Source organism: Aeromonas sp. QDB54 (genome assembly GCF_027707385.1).
Taxonomy (GTDB): domain Bacteria; phylum Pseudomonadota; class Gammaproteobacteria; order Enterobacterales; family Aeromonadaceae; genus Aeromonas; species Aeromonas hydrophila.
Window position 1 is genome coordinate 64,306 of the sequence record NZ_JAPCIT010000021.1, and the last position, 23,998, is coordinate 88,303.

20 protein-coding genes and 1 tRNA gene are annotated in these 23,998 nt (G+C 60.2%); 19 read left to right on the forward strand and 2 right to left on the reverse strand.

Going from position 1 to position 23,998, the window contains the following annotated elements; translation table 11 throughout:
• Positions 1-10 precede the first annotated feature (10 nt).
• Positions 11-2,722, reverse strand: a complete 2,712-nt coding sequence (barA, locus tag PG881_RS18810; protein ID WP_270802040.1) for a two-component sensor histidine kinase BarA — start codon at positions 2,720-2,722, stop codon at positions 11-13.
• A gap of 153 nt (positions 2,723-2,875) precedes the next feature.
• Between barA and rlmD the strand changes: the two genes are divergently transcribed.
• From rlmD to rpoS, 14 genes are all read left to right on the forward strand, one after another.
• A complete protein-coding gene (gene rlmD, locus PG881_RS18815; RefSeq protein ID WP_270802042.1) occupies positions 2,876-4,198 on the forward strand; it encodes a 23S rRNA (uracil(1939)-C(5))-methyltransferase RlmD in 1,323 nt (440 codons plus the stop codon).
• Positions 4,199-4,464: 266 nt separating this feature from the next.
• On the forward strand, positions 4,465-6,675 hold the full coding sequence (gene relA, locus PG881_RS18820; RefSeq protein ID WP_016349532.1) for a GTP diphosphokinase: 2,211 nt from the start codon (positions 4,465-4,467) through the stop codon (positions 6,673-6,675).
• A gap of 83 nt (positions 6,676-6,758) precedes the next feature.
• Complete coding sequence (mazG, locus tag PG881_RS18825; protein ID WP_270802044.1) at positions 6,759-7,556, forward strand: nucleoside triphosphate pyrophosphohydrolase; 798 nt, start codon at positions 6,759-6,761, stop codon at positions 7,554-7,556.
• A 141-nt stretch (positions 7,557-7,697) separates the two neighbouring features.
• Positions 7,698-9,335, forward strand: a complete 1,638-nt coding sequence (gene pyrG / locus PG881_RS18830) for a glutamine hydrolyzing CTP synthase (protein ID WP_017410643.1) — start codon at positions 7,698-7,700, stop codon at positions 9,333-9,335.
• Positions 9,336-9,424: 89 nt separating this feature from the next.
• Positions 9,425-10,726, forward strand: coding sequence for a phosphopyruvate hydratase (gene eno, locus PG881_RS18835; protein WP_011704769.1), 1,302 nt, complete (start codon positions 9,425-9,427; stop codon positions 10,724-10,726).
• Positions 10,727-10,904: 178 nt separating this feature from the next.
• Positions 10,905-11,222, forward strand: a complete 318-nt coding sequence (gene ftsB / locus PG881_RS18840; RefSeq protein ID WP_011704770.1) for a cell division protein FtsB — start codon at positions 10,905-10,907, stop codon at positions 11,220-11,222.
• Entirely contained in the window at positions 11,215-11,946 is a 732-nt protein-coding gene (gene ispD, locus PG881_RS18845) for a 2-C-methyl-D-erythritol 4-phosphate cytidylyltransferase (RefSeq protein ID WP_270802046.1), read from the forward strand. The genes ftsB and ispD overlap by 8 nt, the downstream gene beginning before the upstream one ends.
• Complete coding sequence (ispF, locus tag PG881_RS18850; RefSeq protein WP_016349536.1) at positions 11,943-12,419, forward strand: 2-C-methyl-D-erythritol 2,4-cyclodiphosphate synthase; 477 nt, start codon at positions 11,943-11,945, stop codon at positions 12,417-12,419. The genes ispD and ispF overlap by 4 nt, the downstream gene beginning before the upstream one ends.
• Positions 12,419-13,477, forward strand: a complete 1,059-nt coding sequence (gene truD, locus PG881_RS18855; RefSeq protein ID WP_270802048.1) for a tRNA pseudouridine(13) synthase TruD — start codon at positions 12,419-12,421, stop codon at positions 13,475-13,477. The genes ispF and truD overlap by 1 nt, the downstream gene beginning before the upstream one ends.
• Positions 13,458-14,204: a 5'/3'-nucleotidase SurE gene (surE, locus tag PG881_RS18860; protein WP_017410638.1), complete on the forward strand. Its 747-nt coding sequence runs from the start codon at positions 13,458-13,460 to the stop codon at positions 14,202-14,204. The genes truD and surE overlap by 20 nt, the downstream gene beginning before the upstream one ends.
• A gap of 4 nt (positions 14,205-14,208) precedes the next feature.
• The gene (locus PG881_RS18865; protein ID WP_011704775.1) at positions 14,209-14,826 is read left to right on the forward strand and encodes a protein-L-isoaspartate(D-aspartate) O-methyltransferase; all 618 of its coding nucleotides are present in this window, start codon (positions 14,209-14,211) and stop codon (positions 14,824-14,826) included.
• Positions 14,823-15,404 carry a YqaA family protein gene (locus PG881_RS18870; protein WP_016349540.1) on the forward strand — a complete coding sequence of 194 codons (582 nt, stop codon included), beginning with the start codon at positions 14,823-14,825 and terminating at the stop codon, positions 15,402-15,404. Before PG881_RS18865 ends, PG881_RS18870 begins: the two co-directional genes overlap by 4 nt.
• Before the next feature lie 10 nt (positions 15,405-15,414).
• Positions 15,415-16,455, forward strand: a complete 1,041-nt coding sequence (locus tag PG881_RS18875) for a peptidoglycan DD-metalloendopeptidase family protein (protein ID WP_270802051.1) — start codon at positions 15,415-15,417, stop codon at positions 16,453-16,455.
• A gap of 47 nt (positions 16,456-16,502) precedes the next feature.
• Entirely contained in the window at positions 16,503-17,486 is a 984-nt protein-coding gene (gene rpoS / locus PG881_RS18880; RefSeq protein ID WP_011704778.1) for an RNA polymerase sigma factor RpoS, read from the forward strand.
• An 84-nt stretch (positions 17,487-17,570) separates the two neighbouring features.
• Here rpoS and tsaD read toward each other — a convergent pair whose 3' ends face one another.
• Positions 17,571-18,584 carry a tRNA (adenosine(37)-N6)-threonylcarbamoyltransferase complex transferase subunit TsaD gene (gene tsaD, locus PG881_RS18885; RefSeq protein WP_270802053.1) on the reverse strand — a complete coding sequence of 338 codons (1,014 nt, stop codon included), beginning with the start codon at positions 18,582-18,584 and terminating at the stop codon, positions 17,571-17,573.
• A gap of 179 nt (positions 18,585-18,763) precedes the next feature.
• Between tsaD and rpsU the strand changes: the two genes are divergently transcribed.
• From rpsU to PG881_RS18910, 5 genes are all read left to right on the forward strand, one after another.
• The gene (gene rpsU / locus PG881_RS18890; protein ID WP_005309452.1) at positions 18,764-18,979 is read left to right on the forward strand and encodes a 30S ribosomal protein S21; all 216 of its coding nucleotides are present in this window, start codon (positions 18,764-18,766) and stop codon (positions 18,977-18,979) included.
• 15 nt (positions 18,980-18,994) lie between these two features.
• Entirely contained in the window at positions 18,995-19,438 is a 444-nt protein-coding gene (locus PG881_RS18895) for a GatB/YqeY domain-containing protein (protein WP_016349543.1), read from the forward strand.
• Between the two features lie 88 nt (positions 19,439-19,526).
• Positions 19,527-21,314, forward strand: coding sequence for a DNA primase (dnaG, locus tag PG881_RS18900; protein ID WP_270802055.1), 1,788 nt, complete (start codon positions 19,527-19,529; stop codon positions 21,312-21,314).
• Between the two features lie 183 nt (positions 21,315-21,497).
• Positions 21,498-23,393 carry an RNA polymerase sigma factor RpoD gene (gene rpoD / locus PG881_RS18905; RefSeq protein WP_263642045.1) on the forward strand — a complete coding sequence of 632 codons (1,896 nt, stop codon included), beginning with the start codon at positions 21,498-21,500 and terminating at the stop codon, positions 23,391-23,393.
• Between the two features lie 195 nt (positions 23,394-23,588).
• Positions 23,589-23,665: transfer RNA gene (locus PG881_RS18910), tRNA-Ile, on the forward strand.
• The last annotated feature ends 333 nt before the right edge of the window (positions 23,666-23,998 follow it).

Below are 23,998 nucleotides of genomic sequence, written 5' to 3' on the forward strand. Positions count from 1 at the left end.
GTTGCCCGGTTCAGGATAGATAGCGTGGCGCCTCCTGGCGTACCTGCTCCATCGCATCCTGCAGCTCCAGCAGCTCGGGCTCGAGTTCGGCCACCGGCACCCCGTCGCGCAGCTGCTGCTCCAGCTGGGAGAGCAGCCGCTGCAGGCCGGGGACGCCGGAATAGGCGCAGCCGCCGTTGAGGCGATGGAGCTGGGCCAGCACCTCGCTATCCTCCACCTGGCCGGCAAGCGCCGCCTCCAGCACCGGATCCACCTCGTCGAAACTGGCCATCAGCATGGTCAGCATCTCCTTGGCCAGATCCAGCTTGCCCGCCGCCTGACGCACCGCCAGCGCCCAGTCGATCTGCTGGCTGGCGTGATTCTGGTGGCGACGATGGGCGAAGTCGGTGATGAGCTTGGCCAGCATGGCCTCGTCGATGGGCTTGGCCAGGTAGTCGTCCATGCCCTGGCGGATCAGCCGTTCCCGCTCGCCGGGAATGGCGTGGGCGGTGACCGCGACGATGGGCGTCTCGGTGTTGAGCGACTGGCTGCGAATCGCCTGGGTGGCGCTGATACCGTCCATGATCGGCATCTGGATATCCATGAAGATGATGTCGAACGGCTGGCTCTGGGCCAGTCTGACCGCCTCCTTGCCGTTCTTGCACACCACCACCTGGCTCACCATCTCCTTGAGCATGGCGGCGATGAGCTTGAGGTTGGCGGCGTTGTCGTCCACCGCCAGCACCTTGATCTCCTGCACGCTGCGCGGGGAGGGGGTCGGCAGCGGGGCGCTGCGGAGAGCCTCGGGGGAGAGCAGGGCGTGCAGCAGCTTGCGATGGTTGATGGGTTTGGAGAGGCAGTGCTGGGCACCATGGGCCAGCATGGCCTCGTAGAGCGAAGGCTCGTGGCTGCTGAGCAGCACTATGGTGTTCTGCTGGCGATCCAGCCCGTCGAGGCGCGCCACCACCTGCTGCGGGCTGTGCTGGGTGCCGCTGCCGATGATCACCATGTCTTGGCTGCTCATGTCGGGCCAGGGGGCGTCGTTGGCGAGGGATTGCACCTCCAGCTGCCACTCCGCCAGCAGGGCGCAGAGGGCCGAGTGGCTGAAGGGATCCGGCTCCAGCAGCCAGACCCGCTTGCCCTGGATGCGATCCAGCGGCAGCTTGTCGGTCTGGGGCAGGGGAGAGACCTCCAGATCCAGGCTGAAGGAGAAGACCGACCCCTTGCCGAGCTCCGATTCGAACCGGATCTGGCCACCCATCTGCTGCACCAGCTTCTGGGTGATGACGAGACCGAGGCCGGTGCCGCCATAGCGGCGGGAGATGGAGGAGTCGGCCTGGTTGAAGGCCTGGAACAGCTGGCGTTGCTGCTCTTCCGAGATGCCGATGCCGGTGTCGCGGATCAGCACGTTGAGCCGCACCTTGCTGCCGCTGGCACTGCCGATCTGTTCGATGCGCACATCCACGTTGCCGTGCTCGGTGAACTTGATGGCGTTACCGGTGAGGTTGGTCAGCACCTGCTGCAGGCGCATGGGGTCGCCGGTGAGGTAGTCCGGCACCTCGGCATCCACCTGCAGGGAGAGCTCCAGCTGCTTGTCGTGGGCGCTGGGGCCGAGCAGGTGCATGGTCTCGTTGAGGGTGTCGCGCAGGCTGAACGGGATGTGCTCCAGCTGCAGCTTGCCCGCCTCCAGCTTGGAGAAGTCGAGGATGTCGTTGATGATGCCTAGCAGGTTGCGGGCCGACTTCTCGATGGTCTGCATGTAGTCGGTCTGGCTCGGGGTCAGGCTGGTCTTGAGCAGTTGGCGGGTAAAGCCGATGACCCCGTTGAGCGGGGTGCGCAGCTCGTGGGACATGTTGGCGAGGAACTCTGACTTGACTCGCGCCGCCTCCTGCGCCCGCTTCTTGGCCATGTCGAGCTCGACGTTCTGGATCTCGATCTGCTCCAGCGTCTCGCGCAAGTCAGAGGTGGCCTGATCGATGTTCTGCTGCATCTCCTCGTGGTATTCCGAGAGCGCCTTGGCCATGGCGTTGATGCCGTTTTTCAGCATGTTGAGCTCGCCGGTGAGCTGACCGCTGACCCGGGTATCGAGTCGCCCCTCCCTGATCTTGTGCACCGCCTGCACCATGTCGGTGATGGGCTGGGTCACGCTCTTGACCAGCCTGAAGCCAAACAGGGTACTGAAGGCGATGCCGATGAGCACCATGATCACCGCGAAGAAGGTGTCGCGGTATTGCAGGATCATGGCCCGATCGGTGGTCATCTGCATGGAGATGTAGCCGATCATCGGCGGCTCCACGTCGCTTGGCAGCGGGAAGCCGTCCATGCTGGTCTCGGCCTGGATCGGGGTGCGCAGTATGATGTCGTCGCCATAGAGGGTGACGCTGGTGAGCTCGGGGATCTGGCTGCCGTCCGGCAGCCGCAGCCGGGTGAAGTCTCTGTGGTAGTTGGACGTCACGAACAGCTGGTTGTCCTGGGTGAAGACGGCGATGGACTTGATGAGCGGCGAGTTCTTGCGGTGGGTGAGGCCGATCAGCCGCTTGAGCGACTCGCGGCTGTGCTGGGTCATCCCGTATTCGCTGGCGATGGCCAGCGGCTCTATGATGTTGATGCCCTGATCGATGAGGTTGTTTTCCAGCTGCTGGTAGCGGTGGAAAGTGAAATAGCCGGCCATCAGGCCGCCGATGATCAGGGTCGGCAAGATGGTAAAGGCCAGCACACGCGCCCGAAGGCCGTATTTGGTCATGCGGATGGTCCCCCGATGAGCAGGGTTGGCAATGGCGTAAACGAGCGGGAGCGGGCCCACAGGCCGTATTTGGTCATACTATTATTCTTGTGGGACAATAGCCTGCTGCAGATTCCACAATCATGACATAGCCACCTATAGGCACCAAGTTTTATGGCCCAGTTTTTCAAGCCCCAAAAGAAATCCACCCAGCCCCAACGCATTGAATTTACGGTAGACAGCCTGGATCACCACTGCGTCGGGATCGGCCGCCACCAGGGCAAGGCGATCTTCATCGAAGGGGCGCTGCCCGGTGAGCTGGTCAAGGCCCGCATCCTCGAAGACAAGAAGCAGTATGCCCACGCCGCCCTGCAACAGGTGGTGACCCCGGCGGCCAATCGCATCGCCCCCTTCTGCAGCCACTACCGCGAGTGCGGCGGCTGCAGCGCCCAGCACCTGGCTGAAGCGGATCAGCGTGCCGCCAAGGAGGCCGGTTTGGTCAGTCTGTTCGAGCGGCTTGGCAACATCCAGCCTCCGGCGCTCGAGCCCGTGCTGGGCGGAGAGTCCCGCGCCTATCGCCGGGTCTGCCGGCTGGCCATCAAGTTCGACAAGAACGGCCGCTGCACCCGGGTGGGCTTTCGTCGTCGCCAGTCCAATGATCTGGTGGAGATCGGCGGTTGCCCGGTGCTGGCCAAGTCGCTTTCCGTGCTGATCAGCCCGCTGCGCGAGTGCCTCAACCGTCTCAAGAGCCAGCGCGAGCTGGGCCATGCGGAGCTTATCCAGGCCGAGCAGGGGATCCTGATGCTGCTGCGCCATACCGGCCGACCGACCGAGGCGGATCGGGCGCAGCTGATCGAGTTTGCCAAGACGCAGGGGATCGATCTCTATCTGCAGGCGGGCGACGAGCAGATTGAGCCGCTGCACCAGCAGTTTGCCCCCTCCTACTCGCTGGATGGCCTGTCTCTTGCATTCGCTCCCGGTGACTTCATTCAGGTCAACGCGCCGGTCAACCAGCGCATGGTGGAGCAGGCGCTCTCCTGGCTGGAGGCGGGCAAGGATGACAAGGTGCTCGATCTGTTCTGCGGTATCGGCAACTTCACCCTGCCGCTGGCCCGTCAGGCCCGTGAAGTGGTGGGAGTAGAAGGGGAGCTGGCCATGGTGGCGCGCGCCGAAGAGAACGCCCGTCGCAACGGCATCGGCAATGCCCGTTTCTACAAGGCGGACTTGAGCGGCGACATCGCCGGCATGTCCTGGGCACGGGAAGGCTTCGATCTGGTGCTGCTGGATCCGGCCCGTCCCGGCGCGTTCGAGGTGATGGAGCACGTCGTGAAACTTTCACCCAGACGGGTGGTCTACGTTTCCTGTAATCCGGTCACCTTGGCGCGCGACAGCCAGGTGCTGGTGAAAGGGGGCTACCGGCTGGTGCGCCTCGGCATGCTCGACATGTTCCCCCACACCGGCCATCTGGAGTCCATGGCGCTGTTCGAGCGCAAGTAACGGACGCTGCGGGGCAGATGAAACGCTATGGCCAAAGGGGCGTCGGCTCGCCAGGTTGGGTGGCATTTGCCCGGTCCATAACGCTGTCTGGGCGGCCATGATTGGGGTAATCTAGACCCTCGTAAATCGGCAGGGGTTGGCGGAGAACTCTATTGTCTTTCTTGACAGTATGCCTTGAAAAAATCTCCGCATATCCCCATTTGAGGCATTCTCATGAGGGGGAGGGGGCGACAGCCTTCGGCCCAATAATTTAAAGGATTGATACCATGGTTGCGGTTCGCGATATTCATTTGAAAGACAACTTCACCCTGGAGGAGTGGGTCAGCTCGCTCACCCTGAGTGACAGTGACAAGGATCAGCTGCGAACCGTCTACCAGTACTGTCTGACACTCGGTGACGAAGCGCTCACCAATCGCCTGCTGGTCCGCGGGGTCGAGATGGTGGGCATCCTGCTGATGCTCAGCATGGATCTCGGCACCCTCAAGGCCGCCATCATCTATCCCTTCGTCGAAGCCGGTCTCATCAGCCAGGAGCGGATGGACGAGGACTTCGGCCCCAAGATAGCCAAGCTGGTGGAAGGGGTGCTGGAGATGGAGGCCATCCGCTCCCTGCAGACCCTGCACCGCAGCGAAACCTCGCCGGAACAGGTCGACAACGTGCGCCGCATGCTGCTCGCCATGGTCGAGGATGTGCGTGCCGTGGTGATCAAGCTGGCGGAGCGGATCGCCTGCCTGCGGGAAGCGAAGAAGGCGGATGAAGAGACCCGGGTGCTGATGGCCCAGGAGATCACCAACATCTACGCGCCGCTGGCCAACCGGCTCGGCATCGGTCAGCTCAAGTGGGAGCTCGAAGATCTCGCCTTCCGCTATCTGCACCCGGATACCTACAAGCAGATCGCCAAGCAGCTCGACGAGAAACGGCTCGATCGGGAGCGCTACATCCGCGAGTTCGTGCAGTCCCTGCGCGATGCCCTGAAAGAGGCGGGGGTCGAGGCCGAGGTCTACGGCCGGCCGAAACACATCTACAGCATCTGGCGCAAGATGCAGAAGAAGCACCTCGAATTCAACGAGTTGTTCGACGTGCGGGCGGTGCGGGTGGTGACCAAGCGGCTGCAGGATTGCTATGCGGCGCTCGGCATCGTCCACACCCACTTCCACCACATTCCCCGCGAGTTTGACGACTATGTCGCCAACCCCAAACCCAACGGTTACCAGTCCATCCACACAGTCGTGGTGGGGCCCGAGGGCAAGACGGTGGAGATCCAGATCCGTACCGACCAGATGCACCAGGATGCCGAGCTCGGCGTGGCGGCGCACTGGCGCTACAAGGAAGGGGCCCAAGCCGGCGGCAAGGCCAACACCTTCGAAGACAAGATCGAGTGGCTGCGCAAGTTGCTCGCCTGGCAGGAAGATCTCTCCGAGAGCGGCTCCCTGCTCGAAGATCTGCGCAGTCAGGTGTTCGAGGACAGGGTCTACGTCTTCACCCCGAAAGGGGATGTCATCGATCTGCCGGCGGGCGCCACCCCGCTTGACTTTGCCTATCACGTGCACAGCATGATCGGCCACCGCTGCATCGGCGCCAAGATCGACGGCCGCATCGTGCCGTTCACCTATGCGCTGCAGACCGGCGATCAGGTGGAGGTGATCACCCAGAAGGAGCCGAACCCGAGCCGCGACTGGATGAACCCCAACTCCGGCTTCCTGCGCTCCAGCCGGGCGCGGGCCAAGGTGGCCACCTGGTTCAGGAAGCTGGATCGGGACAAGAACATTGCCGCCGGCAAGGAGCTGCTGGAGAAGGAGCTCGACAGGCACAACCTGACCCTCTCCAAGGTGGACAAGGTGGTGCTGGAGCGCTTCCATGCCGACGAGCTGGAAGATCTGCTGGCCGGCATCGGCAGTGGCGACATCCGCATCAACCAGCTGCTCAACTACCTGGACACCCGCTACAACAAGCCGACGGCGGAAGAGGAAGATCGCCGCCTGCTGGAGAAGCTGGAGCAGAAGGCCAACGTGCCGTTCCGGCCCAAGCCCAAGGATCACATCGTAGTGGAAGGGGTTGGCAACCTGATGACCCATATCGCCCGTTGCTGCCAGCCCATTCCGGGGGACGGCATCCAGGGTTTCATTACCATGGGGCGCGGCGTCTCCATCCACCGCGAGGATTGCGAGCAGCTCAAAGAGCTCTCCCGTCGCAACCCGGAGCGGCTGATCGACGCGGTATGGGGGGAGAACTACTCCGGTGGCTACGGCCTTACCATCCGCATCCTCTCCAACGACCGCTCCGGCCTGCTGCGCGACATCACCACTGTGCTGGCCAACGAGAAGATCAACGTGATGGGGGTGCGTTCGCGCTCCAACGTGCGCGAGCAGACCGCCGAGATCGACATGGAGCTGGAGATTTACAACATCAACGCCTTCAACCGGGCGTTGGCCAAGCTCAGTCAGCTCAACGACGTGATCAGCGCCAAGCGCCTCTGATTGTCATTAACAACCAACTCGTGACCGACCGCCAGGTCGGTCACTGTTTTCCCCTGCGTTACGAATCAAGAAGCGAATATCCCATGTCCCAACGTTACGACCTGCCTCAACTGCTCGACATCATGGCCAGATTGCGCGACCCGAACGGGGGTTGCCCCTGGGATCTGAAGCAGAGCTTCCAGACCATAGTGCCGCACACCCTGGAGGAGGCCTACGAGGTGGCCGATGCCATCGAAACCCAGGATTGGGACGGATTAAAGGGTGAACTGGGCGATCTGCTGTTTCAGGTGGTGTTCTACGCGCAGCTCGGCAAGGAACAGGGGCTGTTCGATTTTGCCGATATCGTCGATACGGTGAGCGAGAAGCTGATCCGCCGCCATCCCCATGTTTTCTCCGATGCCGACCTTGGCGACGAGCAGGCGGTGAAGGTGAACTGGGAGGCAGAAAAAGCCAAAGAGCGGGCTGCGCTCGACAAGGAGAGCGTGCTCGACGACATCCCGCTCTCGCTGCCGGCTCTGACCCGCGCCGCCAAGATCCAGAAGCGCTGCGCCACTGTCGGCTTCGACTGGAAGACGCTGGGCCCGGTAGTGGACAAGATCCACGAGGAGATCGACGAGGTGATGGAAGAGGCGCTGATGGCCGATGTGGACGAGGTGCGGGTGAGCGATGAGCTCGGCGATCTCTTGTTCGCCACCGTCAATCTGGTGCGCCATCTGGGCAAGGATCCGGAGCAGGTGCTGCGGGGCGCTAACGCCAAGTTCGAACGCCGGTTTCGTCAGGTTGAGCAGTTTATCGCCGCAGAAGGGCTGAAAGTGAGCGAATGTTCGCTGGAAAAGCTTGATGCCGCCTGGGACAGGGCCAAGGAAACCGAACAAAGTTGATTTGGCGCAAGATGGGGGCGCCGGGAGCCTGATAGATTTTTGTTCATTGTTTGGGAGAGGGGGTTTTGGTATACTGTTTCCCCGTCCTGCTTCATCCCCGAAGCACCCCTTAAAATTCCCTAAACTTCTTTCAGGTTCAGCATGACGACAAAATATATTTTTGTAACTGGTGGCGTTGTTTCATCCCTCGGCAAAGGCATTGCCGCTGCTTCTCTGGCAGCCATTCTGGAAGCCCGTGGTCTGGATGTGACCATCATGAAACTGGACCCCTATATCAACGTGGATCCGGGCACCATGAGCCCGACCCAGCACGGTGAAGTGTTCGTAACCGAGGACGGGGCCGAGACCGATCTGGACTTGGGCCACTACGAGCGTTTCATCCGCACCAAGATGACCCGCCGCAACAACTTCACCACCGGTCGCATCTATGCAGACGTGCTGCGCAAAGAGCGCCGTGGTGACTATCTGGGCGCAACCATTCAGGTGATTCCGCACATCACCAACGCCATCAAAGAGCGGGTGATTGCCGGTGCCGAAGGCCATCAGGTTGCTATCGTCGAAGTGGGCGGTACCGTGGGCGACATCGAGTCCCTGCCGTTCCTCGAGGCCATTCGTCAGCTGGCTGCCGAAGTGGGCCGCAACAATGCTATGTTCATGCACCTGACGCTGGTTCCTTACCTGGCTGCCGCCGGTGAAGTGAAGACCAAGCCGACTCAGCACTCCGTCAAAGAGCTGCTCTCCATCGGTATCCAGCCAGACGTGCTGATCTGCCGCTCCGACCGTGCCATTCCGGCCGTTGAGCGCGCCAAGATCGCCCTGTTCTGCAACGTGCCGGAGCGCGCCGTCATCTCCATGAAAGACGTCGACTCCATCTACAAGATCCCGGCACTGCTCAAGTCCCAGAATCTGGACTCCTACTTCACCGAGCGTTTCGGTCTGGAGTGCAAGGAGGCCGACCTGGCCGAGTGGGAACAGGTCATCTATGAAGAGGCCAACCCGACCGCAGAAGTGACCATCGGCATGGTCGGCAAGTACGTATCCCTGCCGGATGCCTACAAGTCCGTCAACGAGGCGCTCAAGCACGGTGGCCTGAAGACCCGTCTGTCCGTCAACATCAAGTACATCGATTCCCAGGACATCGAGACCCGTGGCGCCGAGCTGCTGGAAGGTCTGGACGCGATTCTGGTGCCGGGTGGCTTCGGTGAGCGCGGCGTGGAAGGCAAAATTCAGGCAGCCCAGTATGCTCGCGAGAACAAGATCCCCTACCTGGGTATCTGCCTCGGCATGCAGGTTGCCATGATCGAATTCGCCCGCAACGTGGCGGGCATGGAAGGGGCTCACTCTTCCGAGTTCAAGAAGGATTGTGCCTATCCGGTGGTGGGTCTCATTACCGAGTGGGTGGATGACGAAGGCAACGTCGAGACTCGTACCGAGAAGTCCGATTTGGGCGGTACCATGCGTCTGGGTTCCCAGCTCTGCCACCTGGTTGAAGGTTCCAAGGTGCGCCAGATGTACGGTAGCCCGACCATTTACGAGCGCCACCGTCACCGTTATGAAGTGAACAACAAGTTGCTGCCGCAGATTGAAGCAGCAGGCCTGAAAGTGACCGGTCTCTCCGCCGACAAGAAGTTGGTGGAAATTATCGAGATCCCGGATCACCCTTGGTTCGTGGCCGCGCAGTTCCACCCGGAGTTCACCTCGACTCCCCGTGATGGCCACGCCCTGTTCGCCGGTTTTGTGAAGGCGGCAGGCGAGTATCAGAAGCGTAATCTGAAGTAATTGAAAATAAATGCGGTTGGGGCCCTGTGCCGCAGCCGCTTTTTTTGGCATATTTTTGTTGTTTTTTTACGAAACCTGAGGAAATACACATGTCCAAGATCGTTAAAGTGATCGGTCGTGAAATCATCGACTCCCGTGGTAACCCGACCGTTGAGGCCGAAGTTCACCTGGAAGGTGGTTTTGTTGGTATGGCAGCCGCTCCGTCTGGCGCGTCCACCGGTTCCCGCGAAGCGCTGGAACTGCGTGACGGCGACAAGAGCCGTTTCCTGGGTAAAGGCGTGCTGAAAGCCCTCGAAGCCGTAAACGGCCCGATCGCTCAAGCTCTGCTGGGTAAAGATGCCAAGGACCAGGCCACTGTCGACCAGATCATGATCGACCTCGACGGTACCGAGAACAAATCCAAGTTCGGCGCCAACGCCATCCTGGCTGTTTCCCTGGCCAACGCCAAAGCTGCCGCTGCTGCCAAAGGCATGCCGCTGTACGCCCACATCGCCGAGCTGAACGGCACCCCGGGTGTCTACTCCATGCCGCTGCCGATGATGAACATCATCAACGGTGGTGAGCACGCCGACAACAACGTCGACATCCAGGAGTTCATGATCCAGCCGGTTGGCGCCAAGACCCTGAAAGAAGCTGTCCGCATGGGCGCTGAAGTGTTCCACAACCTGGCCAAAGTGCTGAAGTCCAAGGGCTACAACACTGCTGTTGGTGACGAAGGTGGTTTCGCTCCGAACCTGAAATCCAACGCCGAAGCGCTGGAAGTGATCGCCGAAGCCGTTGCCGCTGCCGGTTACAAACTGGGCACCGACATCACCCTGGCCATGGACTGCGCTGCTTCCGAGTTCTACGACGCAGAGAAGAAAGAGTACAACCTGAAAGGCGAAGGTCGTGTCTTCACCTCCAACGGTTTCTCCGACTTCCTGGCTGACCTGACCACCAAGTTCCCGATCGTCTCCATCGAAGATGGCCTGGACGAATCTGACTGGGACGGTTTCGCCTACCAGACTGCTGAACTGGGCAAGAAAATCCAGATCGTGGGTGACGACCTGTTCGTAACCAACACCAAGATCCTGAAGCGCGGTATCGACAACGGCATCGCCAACTCCATCCTGATCAAGTTCAACCAGATCGGTTCCCTGACCGAAACCCTGGCTGCCATCAAGATGGCCAAAGACGCTGGCTACACTGCCGTCATCTCCCACCGCTCCGGTGAGACCGAAGACGCGACCATCGCCGACCTGGCTGTTGGTACCGCTGCTGGCCAGATCAAGACCGGTTCCATGAGCCGTTCTGACCGTGTTGCCAAGTACAACCAGCTGATCCGTATCGAAGAAGCGCTGGGTGCCAAGGCTCCGTTCCGTGGTCTGAAAGAAGTGAAGAACCAGGCTTAATTTTCGCCTGCTTCCACGCTTTGCAAAGCCCCGCCAATCGGCGGGGCTTTTTTGTTTCTGCCGCCGCCACGGCGGGTTTCTGCATTTTTTATTCCGGCCCAACCCATCCGAGGCACAGGCTTTCTTTTGTCTTGCCTGCGAATATGGGAAACTAGGCCGCTTGAAGGAGACTCAGTGCATGCGGCTACTCACTCTTATCCTGCTTCTCTTGTTGGGGGGGCTTCAATATGACCTCTGGCTGGGGAAGAACGGCCTGTCTGACTATCATGAGCTGTCCGATGCCATCACCCGGCAGCAGCAGGACAATCTGGTACTCAAGGATCGCAACAACCTGATTTATCGCGAGATCGACGATCTAACCTCGGGCCTGGAAGCCATCGAGGAGCTGTCGCGCAACGATCTTGGCTACATCAAGCAGGGCGAGACCTTCTATCGGATCATCCCCAAGGACAAAGACAAGGGTTCCAGCTCCGGAGACGCAGCCTACGATGACTGATCTCCGCCCCGGGCTGACCGCCATCGTCCCGGCCGCGGGCATCGGCAGCCGAATGGGAGCCGAGTGCCCCAAACAGTATCTGCAGCTGGCGGGTCGGACCATTCTGGAACATACCCTGACCCGGCTGCTCTCCCACCCGGCCATCGCTCAGGTGATCGTGGCGCTGGCTCCCCATGACCGCTGGTTCGACACCCTGGCCGTGGCCGCCGATCCGAGGATCCTGCGAGTGGAAGGGGGCGCCGAGCGGGCTTTTTCCGTGCTCAATGCGTTGCAGGTGGCCGCAGGGGAGTGGGTGCTGGTGCACGACGCTGCCCGCCCTTGCCTGACCCACGGCGATCTCGATGCGCTGATTGCCACCGCCATGGCCTGTGATGGCGCCATCCTCGGCAGCCGGGTGCGCGACACCATGAAGCGCTCCGACGGGGCGGGCAACATCCTCGCCACCGTCGATCGCGAGCAGCTCTGGCATGCCCTGACCCCCCAGATGTTTCCCACCAGACCGCTCAAGCTGGCACTGGAAGAGGGGCTGGCGCTGGGGGCCACCATCACCGACGAGGCCTCCGCCATGGAGCGCGCCGGTTTCACGGTGCGGATGGTGGAAGGACGAGCCGACAATATCAAGGTGACCCGGCCGGAGGATCTCTCTCTGGCGGGGCTTTATTTGCAGCAACAGAACGCGCGCCAGCCGGCGCAACCCGATTCACCCACAGAGGAGCTGGCATGATCCGGATTGGACATGGTTTTGATGTACACAAGTTTGGTGGGGTTGGCCCCTGCATGCTGGGCGGGGTGGCGGTGCCGTATGAGCAGGGCCTGCTGGCTCACTCCGATGGTGACGTGGTGCTGCACGCGGTGAGCGATGCGCTGCTCGGTGCCATCGGGGCCGGCGATATCGGCCGTCACTTTCCCGATACCGCCGCCGAGTTCAAGGGGATCGACAGCCGCATCCTGCTGCGGGACGTGTTTGCCCGGGTACAGCAGTCGGGCTATGCCATCGGCAACCTGGATGTGACCATCATTGCCCAGGCGCCCAAGATGGCACCGCATATCGAAGCCATGTGCGCCGTGCTGGCCGCCGATCTGCAATGTGATTTGAACCGGGTGAACGTCAAGGCGACCACCACCGAACAGCTGGGATTCACGGGGCGCAAGGAAGGGATCGCCACCGAAGCCGTCGTCTTACTGGTGAAACAATAATGCTGGAACAACTTGCCTATCTGCACGGGGCGCCGACTGCCCGCGGCATCCTCAAGGCGCAAGCCGCCGATTTCGTGGTCAATGAAGATCTCGGGTTTGAACCCTGCGGAGAGGGGGAACACATCTTCGTCCGGGTGCGTAAAACTGGAGAGAATACCGCCTGGGTGGCTGGTCTGCTGGCCGATGCGGCCGGGGTCAACCGCAATGCGGTGACCTGGGCCGGGCTGAAAGATCGCCACGCGGTGACCGAACAGTGGTTCGGCATTCATCTGCCGGGCAAGGCAGAACCGGATCTCTCCGTGATCGAGAGCGACAGCATCCAGATCCTGCAGGTGAAGCGCCACAACAAGAAGCTGCGGGTCGGCTATCTCAAGGGCAACCACTTCATCCTGCGCCTCACCGGGCTGGAGCAGGCCGACGGTCTGGAATCCCGCCTGCAGGCCATCGCGGAGCAGGGGGTACCCAACTATTACGGCGAACAGCGTTTCGGCCGGGGCGGCAACAACCTGGAGGCGGCCAAGGCGATGTTCGCCGGCAAGCGGATCAAGGATCGCAACAAGCGCTCCCTCTATCTCTCCGCTGCCCGCAGCATGCTGTTCAATGCCATCGTCAGTGCCCGCATCGAGCAGGGACTGGCCCATCAGCTGCTGGCCGGCGACTGTGTGATGCTCAAGGGCAGCCACTCCATCTTCAGCGAAGAGGGCGTGACCCCTGAGCTGGAGGCACGTCTCGCCTCAGGCGACGTGCAGCTCACCGGGCCCCAGTGGGGCCGTGGCCGGTTGGCCAGCCAGGGGGCCGCCGCCGAGTTCGAGCAGAGCGTGCTGGCCCCCTATCACGATTGGTGTGACGGCCTGGAAAAAGCCGGGCTGGACCAGGACCGCCGCCCGCTGCTGCTCAAGCCGCAAGCCATGAGCTGGCAGCTGGAGGGGGCCGTGTTGACCCTGTCGTTCTTCCTGCCGGCCGGGGCGTTTGCCACCAGCGTGGTGCGCGAGTTAATGCAGGCCGAAGAGGCCGATCATGGTTTCAGGAATCAGTCCGATGAGAATTCTGGTCAGTAATGATGACGGTGTGCATGCGGAGGGCATAAGAGCCCTCAGCGAGGCGCTGGCTGCCTGTGGCGAGGTCATCGTGGTGGCGCCGGATCGCAATCGCAGCGGGGCGAGTCATTCCCTGACGCTGGAAGTGCCGCTGCGGGTCACCCGCATCGCCGAAACCGGATATCATGCGGTGAAGGGAACGCCGACCGACTGCGTGCACCTGGCGGTCAACGAGCTGGTGCGCCCGGAGCCCGACATGGTGGTGGCCGGCATCAACCACGGTGCCAATCTGGGGGATGATGTCATCTACTCGGGCACGGTGGCGGCGGCAACCGAGGGACGCCACCTCGGCTTCCCCTCGCTGGCCATCTCGCTGGTAGGCAAGACCCATTTCGCCACGGCGGCCCACTACGCCGCCCAGCTGGTGAAGGGCATGATGGTGCACCCGCTGCCCGCCGATCAGATCCTCAACGTCAATGTGCCGGACCTGCCCCTCGACCAGATCAAGGGGATCAGGGTGACGCGCCTTGGCAACCGCCACCGGGCGGAGTCGGTCATATGCAGCGAGGATCCCCGTGGCCAGCCCATCTACTGGATCGGCCCGCCCGGCAGCCAGCAAGATGCGGGCGAAGGCACGGATTTCGCCGCCATCGAGCAGGGCTACGTCTCGATCACCCCCCTGACCATCGATATGACTGCCTACAGCAGTCTGGCGGGGCTGGGGGCTTGGTTGGACCTGCAGGGATGAAGGTGTGATAGTACAGCGCCTGTTAAACCAGCTGATCGCGCAGGACATTCGTGATTTCCGCGTACTCGCGGCGATTGCCAAGGTGCCGCGTCAGCTGTTCGTGGATGAAGCCATGGCCCACAAGGCCTGGGACAATACGGCGTTGCCCATCGGCCACGGTCAGACCATCTCGCAACCCTACATGGTGGCGCGGATGACCGAGCTGTTGATCCAGAACGATCCGGCCCATGTGCTGGAGATCGGCACTGGCTCGGGTTATCAGACGGCGGTGCTGGCTCATCTGGTGGAGCACGTCTATACGGTGGAGCGGATCAAGTCGCTGCAGTTCCAGGCCCGGCGCCGGCTGCGTCAGCTCGATCTGCACAATGTCTCCGCCAAGCACGGCAATGGCTGGCTGGGCTGGCCCAACAAGGGCCCCTTCGACGCCATTCTGGTGACGGCGGCCGCCAGCGAGGTACCGACGGCCCTTACCGATCAGCTGGCCGACGGTGGCCGGCTGGTGTTGCCGGTGGGGGACAGCCAGCAGACCCTGCAGCTGATCGAGCGGTCGGGCTCCCAGCTGACCAGCCGCATCCTGGAGCCGGTCCGTTTCGTCCCCCTGATTGACGGAGATGTCGAGTGAAGTTGTTTTCCCGCCTCTATGTGCTGGTGATGCAGTGGGCACGTCACAAGTATGCCCCCTGGTATCTGGCGATCACCGCCTTCATCGAGTCGGTGTTCTGGCCCATTCCGGTGGACGTGATGCTGGCCCCCATGGCGCTGGCCAGACCGCACAAGGCCTGGCACTACGCCGCACTGGCGACCCTGTTCTCCGTGCTGGGCGCGTTGTTCGGCTATCTGCTCGGTTATGCCCTGTGGGAGCCGGTGGTCCAGCCGCTGGTGGTCTCGGTAGGTTATGAAGACAAGATTGCCTTGGCCCGGCAATGGTTCGAGCAGTGGGGCATCTGGGTTATTTTTATTGCCAGTTTCACGCCGATCCCCTACAAGGTGTTTACCGTGACGGCCGGCCTGTTGCAAATGGCACTGCTGCCCTTCATCGTGACCTCGCTGATCGGGCGTGGCATGCGCTTTTTCCTGGTGGCAGGTCTGATGCGCTGGGGTGGCGAGAAGATGGAGCGCAAGCTGATGCACTATGTGGATGTGCTGGGTTGGCTCTGTATTGGTTTGGCCGTTGTGGCCTATTTCTGGTTTAGTCGTTAAAGGATCCACTATGCGTTCGCGTGTTTGGCAAGGAAGCAGTGTCGTCGTGTTGTCATGGCTGCTGCTCGCTTGCTCTTCCAGTAAGACTGCTGCTCCGGTACAAGGATTGGGCAATGATGGTCTCGTCTCTACCATTCCGGCTCGCCAGATAGCGGCCCAGCCCGCCATTCAGGGCAACAGCTACACGGTGAAAAAAGGGGACACCCTCTACTCCATCGCCTTCAATTCGGGCAATGACGTGCCCTCGCTGGCCAGTCTCAACGGCATCAGCCCCCCCTACAACATCTATCCGGGTCAACAGATCCGGCTCGATGCCTCCGGCAGCACCATGGCCGTTGCGCGCAGTGCAGGCACCTATCAGGTCCGTCCTGGGGACACGCTGAGCAGCATTGGCCGCCAGTTTGGCATGTCGAATCAGACTCTGGCACAAAGCAACAATCTGCAGGCGCCCTTTGCCCTGCAGGTCGGGCAGGTGCTGAATGTGCAGTCCGCCAGCAGCGACAGTGGCCAGATGGTGGCGGCGACGCGCCCGGTGGTGACCCAGAGCTCCGGCCCCAAACCCCTGGCGCCGGCGACCTCAGGTACGACCACTCCATTTATCAAACAGAAAACGATTGCTCAGCCATCTTCAAAAGAATACGCTCAGGTAAAAGAACAAAAATCAGACAATTCCTACAGCAAGCTATCTTGGCACTGGCCTACCAAGGGCCGGATCGTCGAGGGGTTCTCTGTTGCAGAACAGGGTAACAAGGGCATAGATATCGCCGGTCAGAAGGGGCAACCCATCTACGCGGCGAGCGGCGGCAAGGTCGTCTATGCCGGTAGCGCACTGAGGGGTTATGGCAAGCTGATCATTCTCAAACATGATGATGATTACCTCTCTGCTTACGCCCACAACGACGAGTTGCGAGTGAAGGAAGGGGACAGCGTCAAAGGCGGATCAGTCATTGCCAACATGGGTAGCACGGACGCGCCGGATGTGCGATTGCACTTTGAAATCCGGTACAGAGGCAAGTCGATTAACCCGATGAGCCATTTGCCAAAGCGTTAGACCCAGAGAGTTAAGTCTTACTCTGGTGCCGGTCAGGGAGACACGCCATGAGCCAAGAACAACTGGTTATGCAGGATGCAGAGTTAGAGTTCGACGAAGAGCTGGAGACCCACGAAGAGGAAGAGGTTCAGGAAGTCGCGGCCGAGGCCGAAGAGACGATTTCCGATGAACTGATGGCGCCTGAACTGAACAAGGTGATGGACGCCACCCAGCTCTATCTCGGGGAGATTGGCTTCTCCCCGCTGCTCACCGCCGAAGAAGAAGTCTATTACGCCCGTCGTGCCTTGCGAGGTGACAAAGCCGCCCGCAAGCGCATGATCGAGTCCAATTTGCGACTGGTGGTCAAGATCGCCCGTCGCTACAACAATCGCGGCCTTGTGTTGCTCGATCTTATCGAAGAGGGCAACCTCGGCCTCATCCGTGCAGTCGAGAAATTCGATCCCGAGCGCGGTTTCCGTTTCTCTACCTATGCCACCTGGTGGATCCGTCAGACCATAGAGCGGGCCATCATGAATCAGACCCGCACCATTCGTCTGCCCATTCATGTGGTCAAGGAGCTGAACGTCTATCTGCGCACCGCCCGTGAACTCTCCCATCGGCTCGATCATGAACCGACGGCGGAAGATATCGCCTTCGCGCTGGATCGCTCGGTAGACGATGTGAATCGCATGCTCAAGCTCAACGAGAAGATCACCTCGGTCGATACCCCCATCGGTGGCGATCGCGACAAGGCGCTGCTGGATGTGCTCTCCGACGAGCGTGGCATGGGCCCTGAGCTGGAGTCCCAGGATGACGACATGCGCGCCAGCATAGTGCACTGGCTGGAGGAGCTTAATCCCAAGCAACGCGAGGTGCTGGCCCGTCGCTTCGGTCTGCTCGGCTATGAGCCGGCGACTCTGGAAGACGTGGGTGCCGAGATTGGTCTGACCCGCGAGCGGGTTCGCCAGATCCAGGTAGAAGGGCTGCGCCGCTTGCGGGAGATCCTGCTGGGGCAGGGGCTCTCCATCGAGGCGCTATTCCGTACCAACTAATGGCTGCGAGTGAGCGAAGATGCTTACCAAGCAAAACAAAAAGGGGCCAAAGGCCCCTTTTTCATGCTGGCAGGATCCGCTGGATCAAACCGGATCCAGGGTATCCAGCGGCCAGCGTGGCACGGCTTTGACTACCAGTGGCTCGAAGACCCCGGCTTTCAGGCGCTGCATGCCGGCATAGGCGATCATGGCGCCATTGTCGGTGCAATATTCGGTGCGCGGATAGAACACTTCCCCCTTGAGGCTCTCCATCAGCTCGGCCAGCTGGGCGCGCAGGTGACGGTTGGCGCTGACGCCGCCGGCCACCACCAGGCGATTGAGGCCGGTCTCCTTCAAGGCACGGCGACACTTGATGGCCAGGGTGTCAACTACCGCGTCTTCAAACGCTCGGGCGATATCGGCACGGGTCTGTTCATCATCACCGTTGGCGGCGATGGTGTTGGCGGCGAAGGTCTTGAGGCCGGAGAAGCTCATGTCGAGCCCGGGGCGGTCGGTCATGGGACGCGGGAAGGTGAAGCGTCCAGTGGTGCCCTTCTCCGCCAGCCGGGAGAGCAGCGGGCCGCCTGGGTAATCCAGTCCCATCAGCTTGGCGGTCTTGTCAAACGCCTCGCCGGCAGCATCATCGATCGACTCGCCCAGCAGCTGGTAGCTGCCGATGCCATCGACCCGAACCAGCATGGAGTGACCGCCGGAGACCAGCAGGGCCACGAAGGGAAATTCGGGGGCTCGCTCTTCCAGCATGGGCGCCAGCAGGTGGCCTTCCATGTGGTGCACGGCAATGGCCGGTTTGTTCCAGGCCATCGCCAGCGAGCGGCCTATGGTGGCCCCCACCAGAATGGCGCCAACCAGGCCCGGACCTGCGGTGTAGGCGATGCCGTCGATGTCGTCCTTGCCCAGTCCCGCCTCTCGCAACGCGGCCTGGATCAAGGGGATCGTCTTGCGGACGTGATCCCGGCTGGCCAGCTCGGGAACGACGCCGCCGTAGTCCGCATGCAGCTTGACCTGGCTATACAACTGGTGGGAAAGGATCCCTTTTTGATCGTCGAAGATCGCGATCCCGGTTTCGTCACAGGATGTCTCTATGCCCAATACACGCATTGCTAAAAAATTTCACTGCTAAAATGAGACGGCTATGGTAACCTTCGCGGGTTTTTTAAACCAGAGCGATCTCTGTGGGTTTACTTTCATTCCCTGTCCAGAGTATAATTTCGCACCATTTTAAGACATGCTGATCGATTGAAGGTCAGCTAACAATTTATCACTGAGGTGAAAGGCACATGCCAGTAATCAAAGTCCGTGAAAATGAGCCGTTTGACGTTGCTCTGCGTCGCTTCAAGCGTTCTTGCGAAAAAGCCGGTATCCTGTCCGAAGTTCGTAGCCGTGAGTTCTACGAGAAGCCGACTACCATTCGCAAGCGTGCCAAAGCGTCTGCCGTTAAGCGTCACGCCAAGAAGCTGTCCCGCGAAAACGCACGTCGTATCCGCCTGTACTAATCAAGGGTTCATGCCGTGTCGCTGAAGGATCAACTCAAGGATCAACAAAAACTCGCCATGCTTGCCAAAGACAAGGCTCGCTTGGGAGCGATCCGTTTGTTGATGGCTGAAATCAAGCAACGTGAAGTTGATACCCGTGTCGAGCTCAATGATCAGGATATCCTCGCTGTGGTGACCAAAATGGTCAAACAGCGTCGTGATTCCATCAGTCAATTCGAAGCTGCCGGTCGCCAGGATCTTGCCGACAAAGAGTCCGCAGAGATCGTTGTGTTGCAGGAGTTCCTGCCGCAACAGCTGACTGCAGCCGAAATTGCCGCACTGATTGAGCAAGCCATCGCTGAAAGTGGTGCTGCCGTCATGGCTGACATGGGCAAAGTCATGGCTGTCTTGAAGCCGAAAATTCAGGGGCGTGCCGATGTCGGCGCCGTCAGTGCTCAGGTGAAAACCCGCTTGGCGTAACAGGCAACTCTCTTGTTTGGTCAAAGAAGCCGTGCTTCCCTGGGAATGCGCGGCTTTTTTATTTTCTATGCAATGAAACAGGACGGTTATGGCAGGCAGGATCCCACAATCCTTCATCGATGATCTGCTCGTACGCACCGATATCGTCGAGTTGATCGACTCGCGGGTGCGGCTGAAGAAAGCCGGTAAGAACTACCAGGCTTGCTGCCCTTTTCATAACGAAAAAAGCCCCTCTTTTACTGTCAGTCAGGAGAAGCAGTTCTATCACTGCTTCGGCTGCGGTGCTCACGGCAATGCCATCGGCTTTGTCATGGAGTATGACGGGCTCGAATTTCCCGATGCCATTGAAGAGCTTGCCAGCCTGCACGGCATGCAGGTCCCCCGTGAGCAGACAGCAGGTGGGGCGAGCAGCAGCCAACCTGCGGTCAGCAAGGATCTGTTCGAGCTGATGAACCAGATCGCCCGTTTCTACGAGAGCAATCTCAAGAACGCGCCGCAGGCGGTGGAATACCTGAAGGGGCGCGGTCTGACCGGTGAAGTGGTCAAGCGCTTCAACATTGGTTATGCCCCTGCCGATTGGGATCAGGTGCGTCGGCGCTTTGGCGCCAGCCGGGAGCACGAGCAGTTGCTCATCTCGGGTGGCATGCTGATCACTCGTGACAGCGGGCCCGGCAGTTATGATCGCTTTCGCGATCGCATCATGTTTCCGATCCGTGACAAGCGTGGCCGGGTCATCGGTTTCGGTGGCCGGGTGCTGGGGGAGGGGACGCCCAAGTACCTGAACTCGCCGGAAACACCCATCTTCCACAAGGGGCGGGAGTTGTTCGGCCTTTACGAGGTCAAGCAGGCACACAAGGATCCGCGCCGGATCCTGGTGGTGGAAGGCTATATGGATGTGGTGGCGCTCGGCCAGTACGACATTGATTATGCGGTGGCGGCGCTGGGTACCGCGACCACCAGCGACCATATTCACACCCTGTTTCGCACCACGGCCGAGGTCGTCTGCTGCTACGACGGCGACAACGCCGGTCGGGAAGCGGCCTGGCGGGCGCTGGACAATGCGCTCTCCCATCTGCAGGACGGCCGTGAACTCAAGTTCGTGTTTTTGCCGGATGGGGAGGATCCCGACTCGCTGGTACGCCAGATAGGCAAGGAGGGATTTGAAGCTCTGCTCGACCAGGCCCAGCCGTTCGCTGACTTCATGTTTGAGCGCCTCGGACGCGATGCGGCACTTTCCGGTGAGGCTGGCAAGTTCGAAGTGGCCAACAAGGCCGCCGAGCTGATCAGGCGAGTCCCGGAAGGGTTCACGCGCGAAGGGTTGATCACCCGCCTTTCCAGCATGATGCGCTGGGGCGAGAACAAGCAGCGGATCGCCGAACTGTTTGCCCGCAACAGTCAGCCGAAGGCCGAGGTCAACAAGCCCAAGGCGGCCAAGCTGACGCCGCTGCGCCGGGCATTGGCACTGATGGTGCAGTATCCGGCAATCACGGCCAAGCTGCCGGCCATGCCTGAACTGGCTGGACTGCGCCTGCAGGGCATCAGGTTCTTGCTGCAGCTGCATCAACAGATCCTGACTCAGCCTGGGGTCACGACGGGCATCCTGCTGGAGCACTGGCGTGGCACCAAAGAGGGAGAGATCCTGGCGCAACTGGCGATGCACGATCTGTTTGAAGAGGTAAAACTCGACCAGGAGCCGGATATTCTGGGAGAATTGCAGGATACTTTCGTCGGTTTCATCAACCTGTTCCTGAAGCAGCGCATCGAGGAATTGCAGGCCAAGGTGGCGCAGGAAGGGCTAAGCTCTGAGGAAACTCAAGAGCTGATGATGCTGATCAGAGAGGTGCAAATTGAGAAAAGAAATGAGAGTGGGGCTTGATATTTGAGTGATTAACCCCAATATGAATACCGTTGCCCGAATCGACGGGATTAAAAGCAAACATTTTATAACCGCCTGGCCCCGACAATACTGCGGGCAGGGGTTTCTCATGACCGACGCCGCAACCAGACATAGCATGTCTGGCGGTTTTCTATTAGAATTGGCTATTTGCGCAGCAGCGCACTGTACGCGCAACCTAGCAACACCAACCGGATGAGTTCTATGGAGCAAACCCCGCAGTCTCAGCTTAAACTCCTCGTTGCCAAAGGTAAAGAACAGGGCTACCTGACCTATGCCGAGGTGAACGATCACCTCCCGCAAGACATTGTCGACTCTGACCAGATCGAAGACATCATCCAGATGATCAACGACATGGGCATTCAAGTGGTGGAAAACGCCCCGGATGCCGATGACCTTATCATGGCTGAAGGTGGTACCGCCGATGAGGACGCTGCCGAAGCAGCGGCCCAGGCACTGGCATCTGTTGAATCCGAGATTGGTCGTACGACCGATCCCGTCCGCATGTACATGCGGGAAATGGGTACCGTCGAACTGTTGACTCGCGAAGGCGAAATCGACATCGCCAAGCGTATCGAAGACGGTATCAACCAGGTACAAAGCTCCGTCGCCGAGTACCCGGAAGCGATTACCTATCTGCTTGAGCAATACGACAAATACGAAGCGGAACAGCTGCGTCTGTCCGACATCATTTCCGGCTTCATCGATCCCAACGAGACCGATGACGTCGCCCCGACCGCTACTCACATCGGCTCCGAGCTCAGCGAAGAAGATCTGGCTGACGAAGACGAAGACGAAGATGAAGATGAAGACGGTGATGGCGATGACTCCGACGATGATGGCGACGGTGGTCCGGATCCGGAAGTCGCTCGCGAGAAGTTCGGTGATCTGCGCGCCCAGTACGAAGTAACCCGTCTCTCCATTCAGCAGAATGGTCGTGCGCACGAAGATACTCAGGCTGCGATTGCCCAGCTGGCCGATGTATTCCGTCAATTCCGCCTGATGCCCAAGCAGTTCGATCGCCTGGTCAACAACATGCGCGAGATGATGGAGCGGGTCCGCGTGCAGGAACGCATCATCATGAAACTCTGCGTTGAGCAGGCCAAGATGCCGAAGAAGACCTTCGTCGCGGCCTTCACCAACAACGAGTGCGAAACTGCCTGGTTCGAGTACCAGAAGCAGGCCGGCAAGGCCTGGTCACCGCGTCTGGTCGAGATGGACGAAGATGTGCTGCGCGCCATCGGCAAGCTGCAGCAGATCGAGGAAGAGACCGGTCTGTCCATCGCCCAGATCAAGGACATCAACCGTCGCATGAGCATCGGTGAGGCCAAGGCCCGCCGCGCCAAGAAAGAGATGGTCGAGGCCAACCTGCGTCTGGTTATCTCCATCGCCAAGAAGTACACCAACCGTGGTCTGCAGTTCCTGGATCTGATCCAGGAGGGCAACATCGGTCTGATGAAGGCGGTAGACAAGTTTGAATACCGTCGTGGCTACAAGTTCTCGACCTATGCGACCTGGTGGATCCGTCAGGCCATTACCCGCTCCATCGCGGATCAGGCCCGCACCATCCGTATCCCGGTACACATGATCGAGACCATCAACAAGCTCAACCGTATCTCCCGTCAGATGCTGCAGGAGATGGGTCGTGAACCGAACCCGGAAGAGCTGGCCATGCGCATGGGCATGCCGGAAGACAAGATCCGCAAGGTATTGAAGATCGCCAAAGAGCCCATCTCCATGGAGACGCCCATCGGTGATGATGAAGATTCCCACTTGGGCGACTTCATCGAAGATACCACCCTGGCTCTGCCAGCGGATGCCGCCACCAGCGAGAGCCTGCGCAACGCGACCCGCGAAGTGCTGGCCGGCCTGACCGCCCGTGAGGCCAAGGTACTGCGGATGCGCTTCGGTATCGACATGAACACTGACCACACCCTCGAGGAAGTGGGCAAGCAGTTCGACGTTACCCGTGAGCGTATTCGTCAGATCGAAGCCAAGGCGCTGCGCAAGTTGCGCCATCCGAGCCGCTCCGAAGTACTGCGCAGCTTCCTGGACGAGTAATCCCGGACAGGGTCAACCCGTAACCGCTGTCAAAAAGCCCCGCCATGCGGGGCTTTGTTTTATCCGTGGCGACGGGGGCGTGAAGATGAGTCACGGAACCGCTTGAATATGGATGAAATCTCGCCAAGTGGTTGATATGCCTATGGACGGGGTATTCGCCATCCCCTATAATCCACGCCGCAAACCAGTATCAATGGCCCCTTAGCTCAGTTGGTCAGAGCAGTCGACTCATAATCGATTGGTCGTGGGTTCAAGTCCCCCAGGGGCCACCAAATACAGAAAGGCGCAGTAGGTTAGTAACCGCTGCGCCTTTTCTATTTCTGGCGTTTTGAAGTGTACTTGTGAGTGTACTTAGCTAACTGCTAGGGGCGGAATGATGACGGCATTCCAAGCCCTATCAATTGCCCAGTGATGGGTTGACACAATGACAGTGGTTTTAGGGGACAGGAAGAAAAGTTGTGTGGGGAGCGGAGAGAGGCATCGTCGATTTGCTGGGGGAATGCTGGTTGCACCAGCCAGGGGAGGGGGTGCATATTCCGGCCGATCATGAACACCAATTCCGATTCAACGTGAACACCATTTCCGGACCAATGTGAACGCTCATT

Excerpts from the sequence above, each read along its gene's own strand:
- pyrG (WP_017410643.1), top strand. The coding sequence starts at position 7,698 with ATGACGACAAAATATATTTTTGTAACTGGTGGCGTTGTTTCATCCCTC.
- dnaG (WP_270802055.1), top strand. The coding sequence starts at position 19,527 with ATGGCAGGCAGGATCCCACAATCCTTCATCGATGATCTGCTCGTACGC.
- tsaD (WP_270802053.1), bottom strand. The coding sequence starts at position 18,584 with ATGCGTGTATTGGGCATAGAGACATCCTGTGACGAAACCGGGATCGCG.
- relA (WP_016349532.1), top strand. The coding sequence starts at position 4,465 with ATGGTTGCGGTTCGCGATATTCATTTGAAAGACAACTTCACCCTGGAG.
- surE (WP_017410638.1), top strand. The coding sequence starts at position 13,458 with ATGAGAATTCTGGTCAGTAATGATGACGGTGTGCATGCGGAGGGCATA.
- ispD (WP_270802046.1), top strand. The coding sequence starts at position 11,215 with ATGACTGATCTCCGCCCCGGGCTGACCGCCATCGTCCCGGCCGCGGGC.
- barA (WP_270802040.1), bottom strand. The coding sequence starts at position 2,722 with ATGACCAAATACGGCCTTCGGGCGCGTGTGCTGGCCTTTACCATCTTG.
- mazG (WP_270802044.1), top strand. The coding sequence starts at position 6,759 with ATGTCCCAACGTTACGACCTGCCTCAACTGCTCGACATCATGGCCAGA.
- truD (WP_270802048.1), top strand. The coding sequence starts at position 12,419 with ATGCTGGAACAACTTGCCTATCTGCACGGGGCGCCGACTGCCCGCGGC.
- ftsB (WP_011704770.1), top strand. The coding sequence starts at position 10,905 with ATGCGGCTACTCACTCTTATCCTGCTTCTCTTGTTGGGGGGGCTTCAA.
- eno (WP_011704769.1), top strand. The coding sequence starts at position 9,425 with ATGTCCAAGATCGTTAAAGTGATCGGTCGTGAAATCATCGACTCCCGT.
- ispF (WP_016349536.1), top strand. The coding sequence starts at position 11,943 with ATGATCCGGATTGGACATGGTTTTGATGTACACAAGTTTGGTGGGGTT.
- rpoS (WP_011704778.1), top strand. The coding sequence starts at position 16,503 with ATGAGCCAAGAACAACTGGTTATGCAGGATGCAGAGTTAGAGTTCGAC.
- PG881_RS18875 (WP_270802051.1), top strand. The coding sequence starts at position 15,415 with ATGCGTTCGCGTGTTTGGCAAGGAAGCAGTGTCGTCGTGTTGTCATGG.
- rpsU (WP_005309452.1), top strand. The coding sequence starts at position 18,764 with ATGCCAGTAATCAAAGTCCGTGAAAATGAGCCGTTTGACGTTGCTCTG.
- rlmD (WP_270802042.1), top strand. The coding sequence starts at position 2,876 with ATGGCCCAGTTTTTCAAGCCCCAAAAGAAATCCACCCAGCCCCAACGC.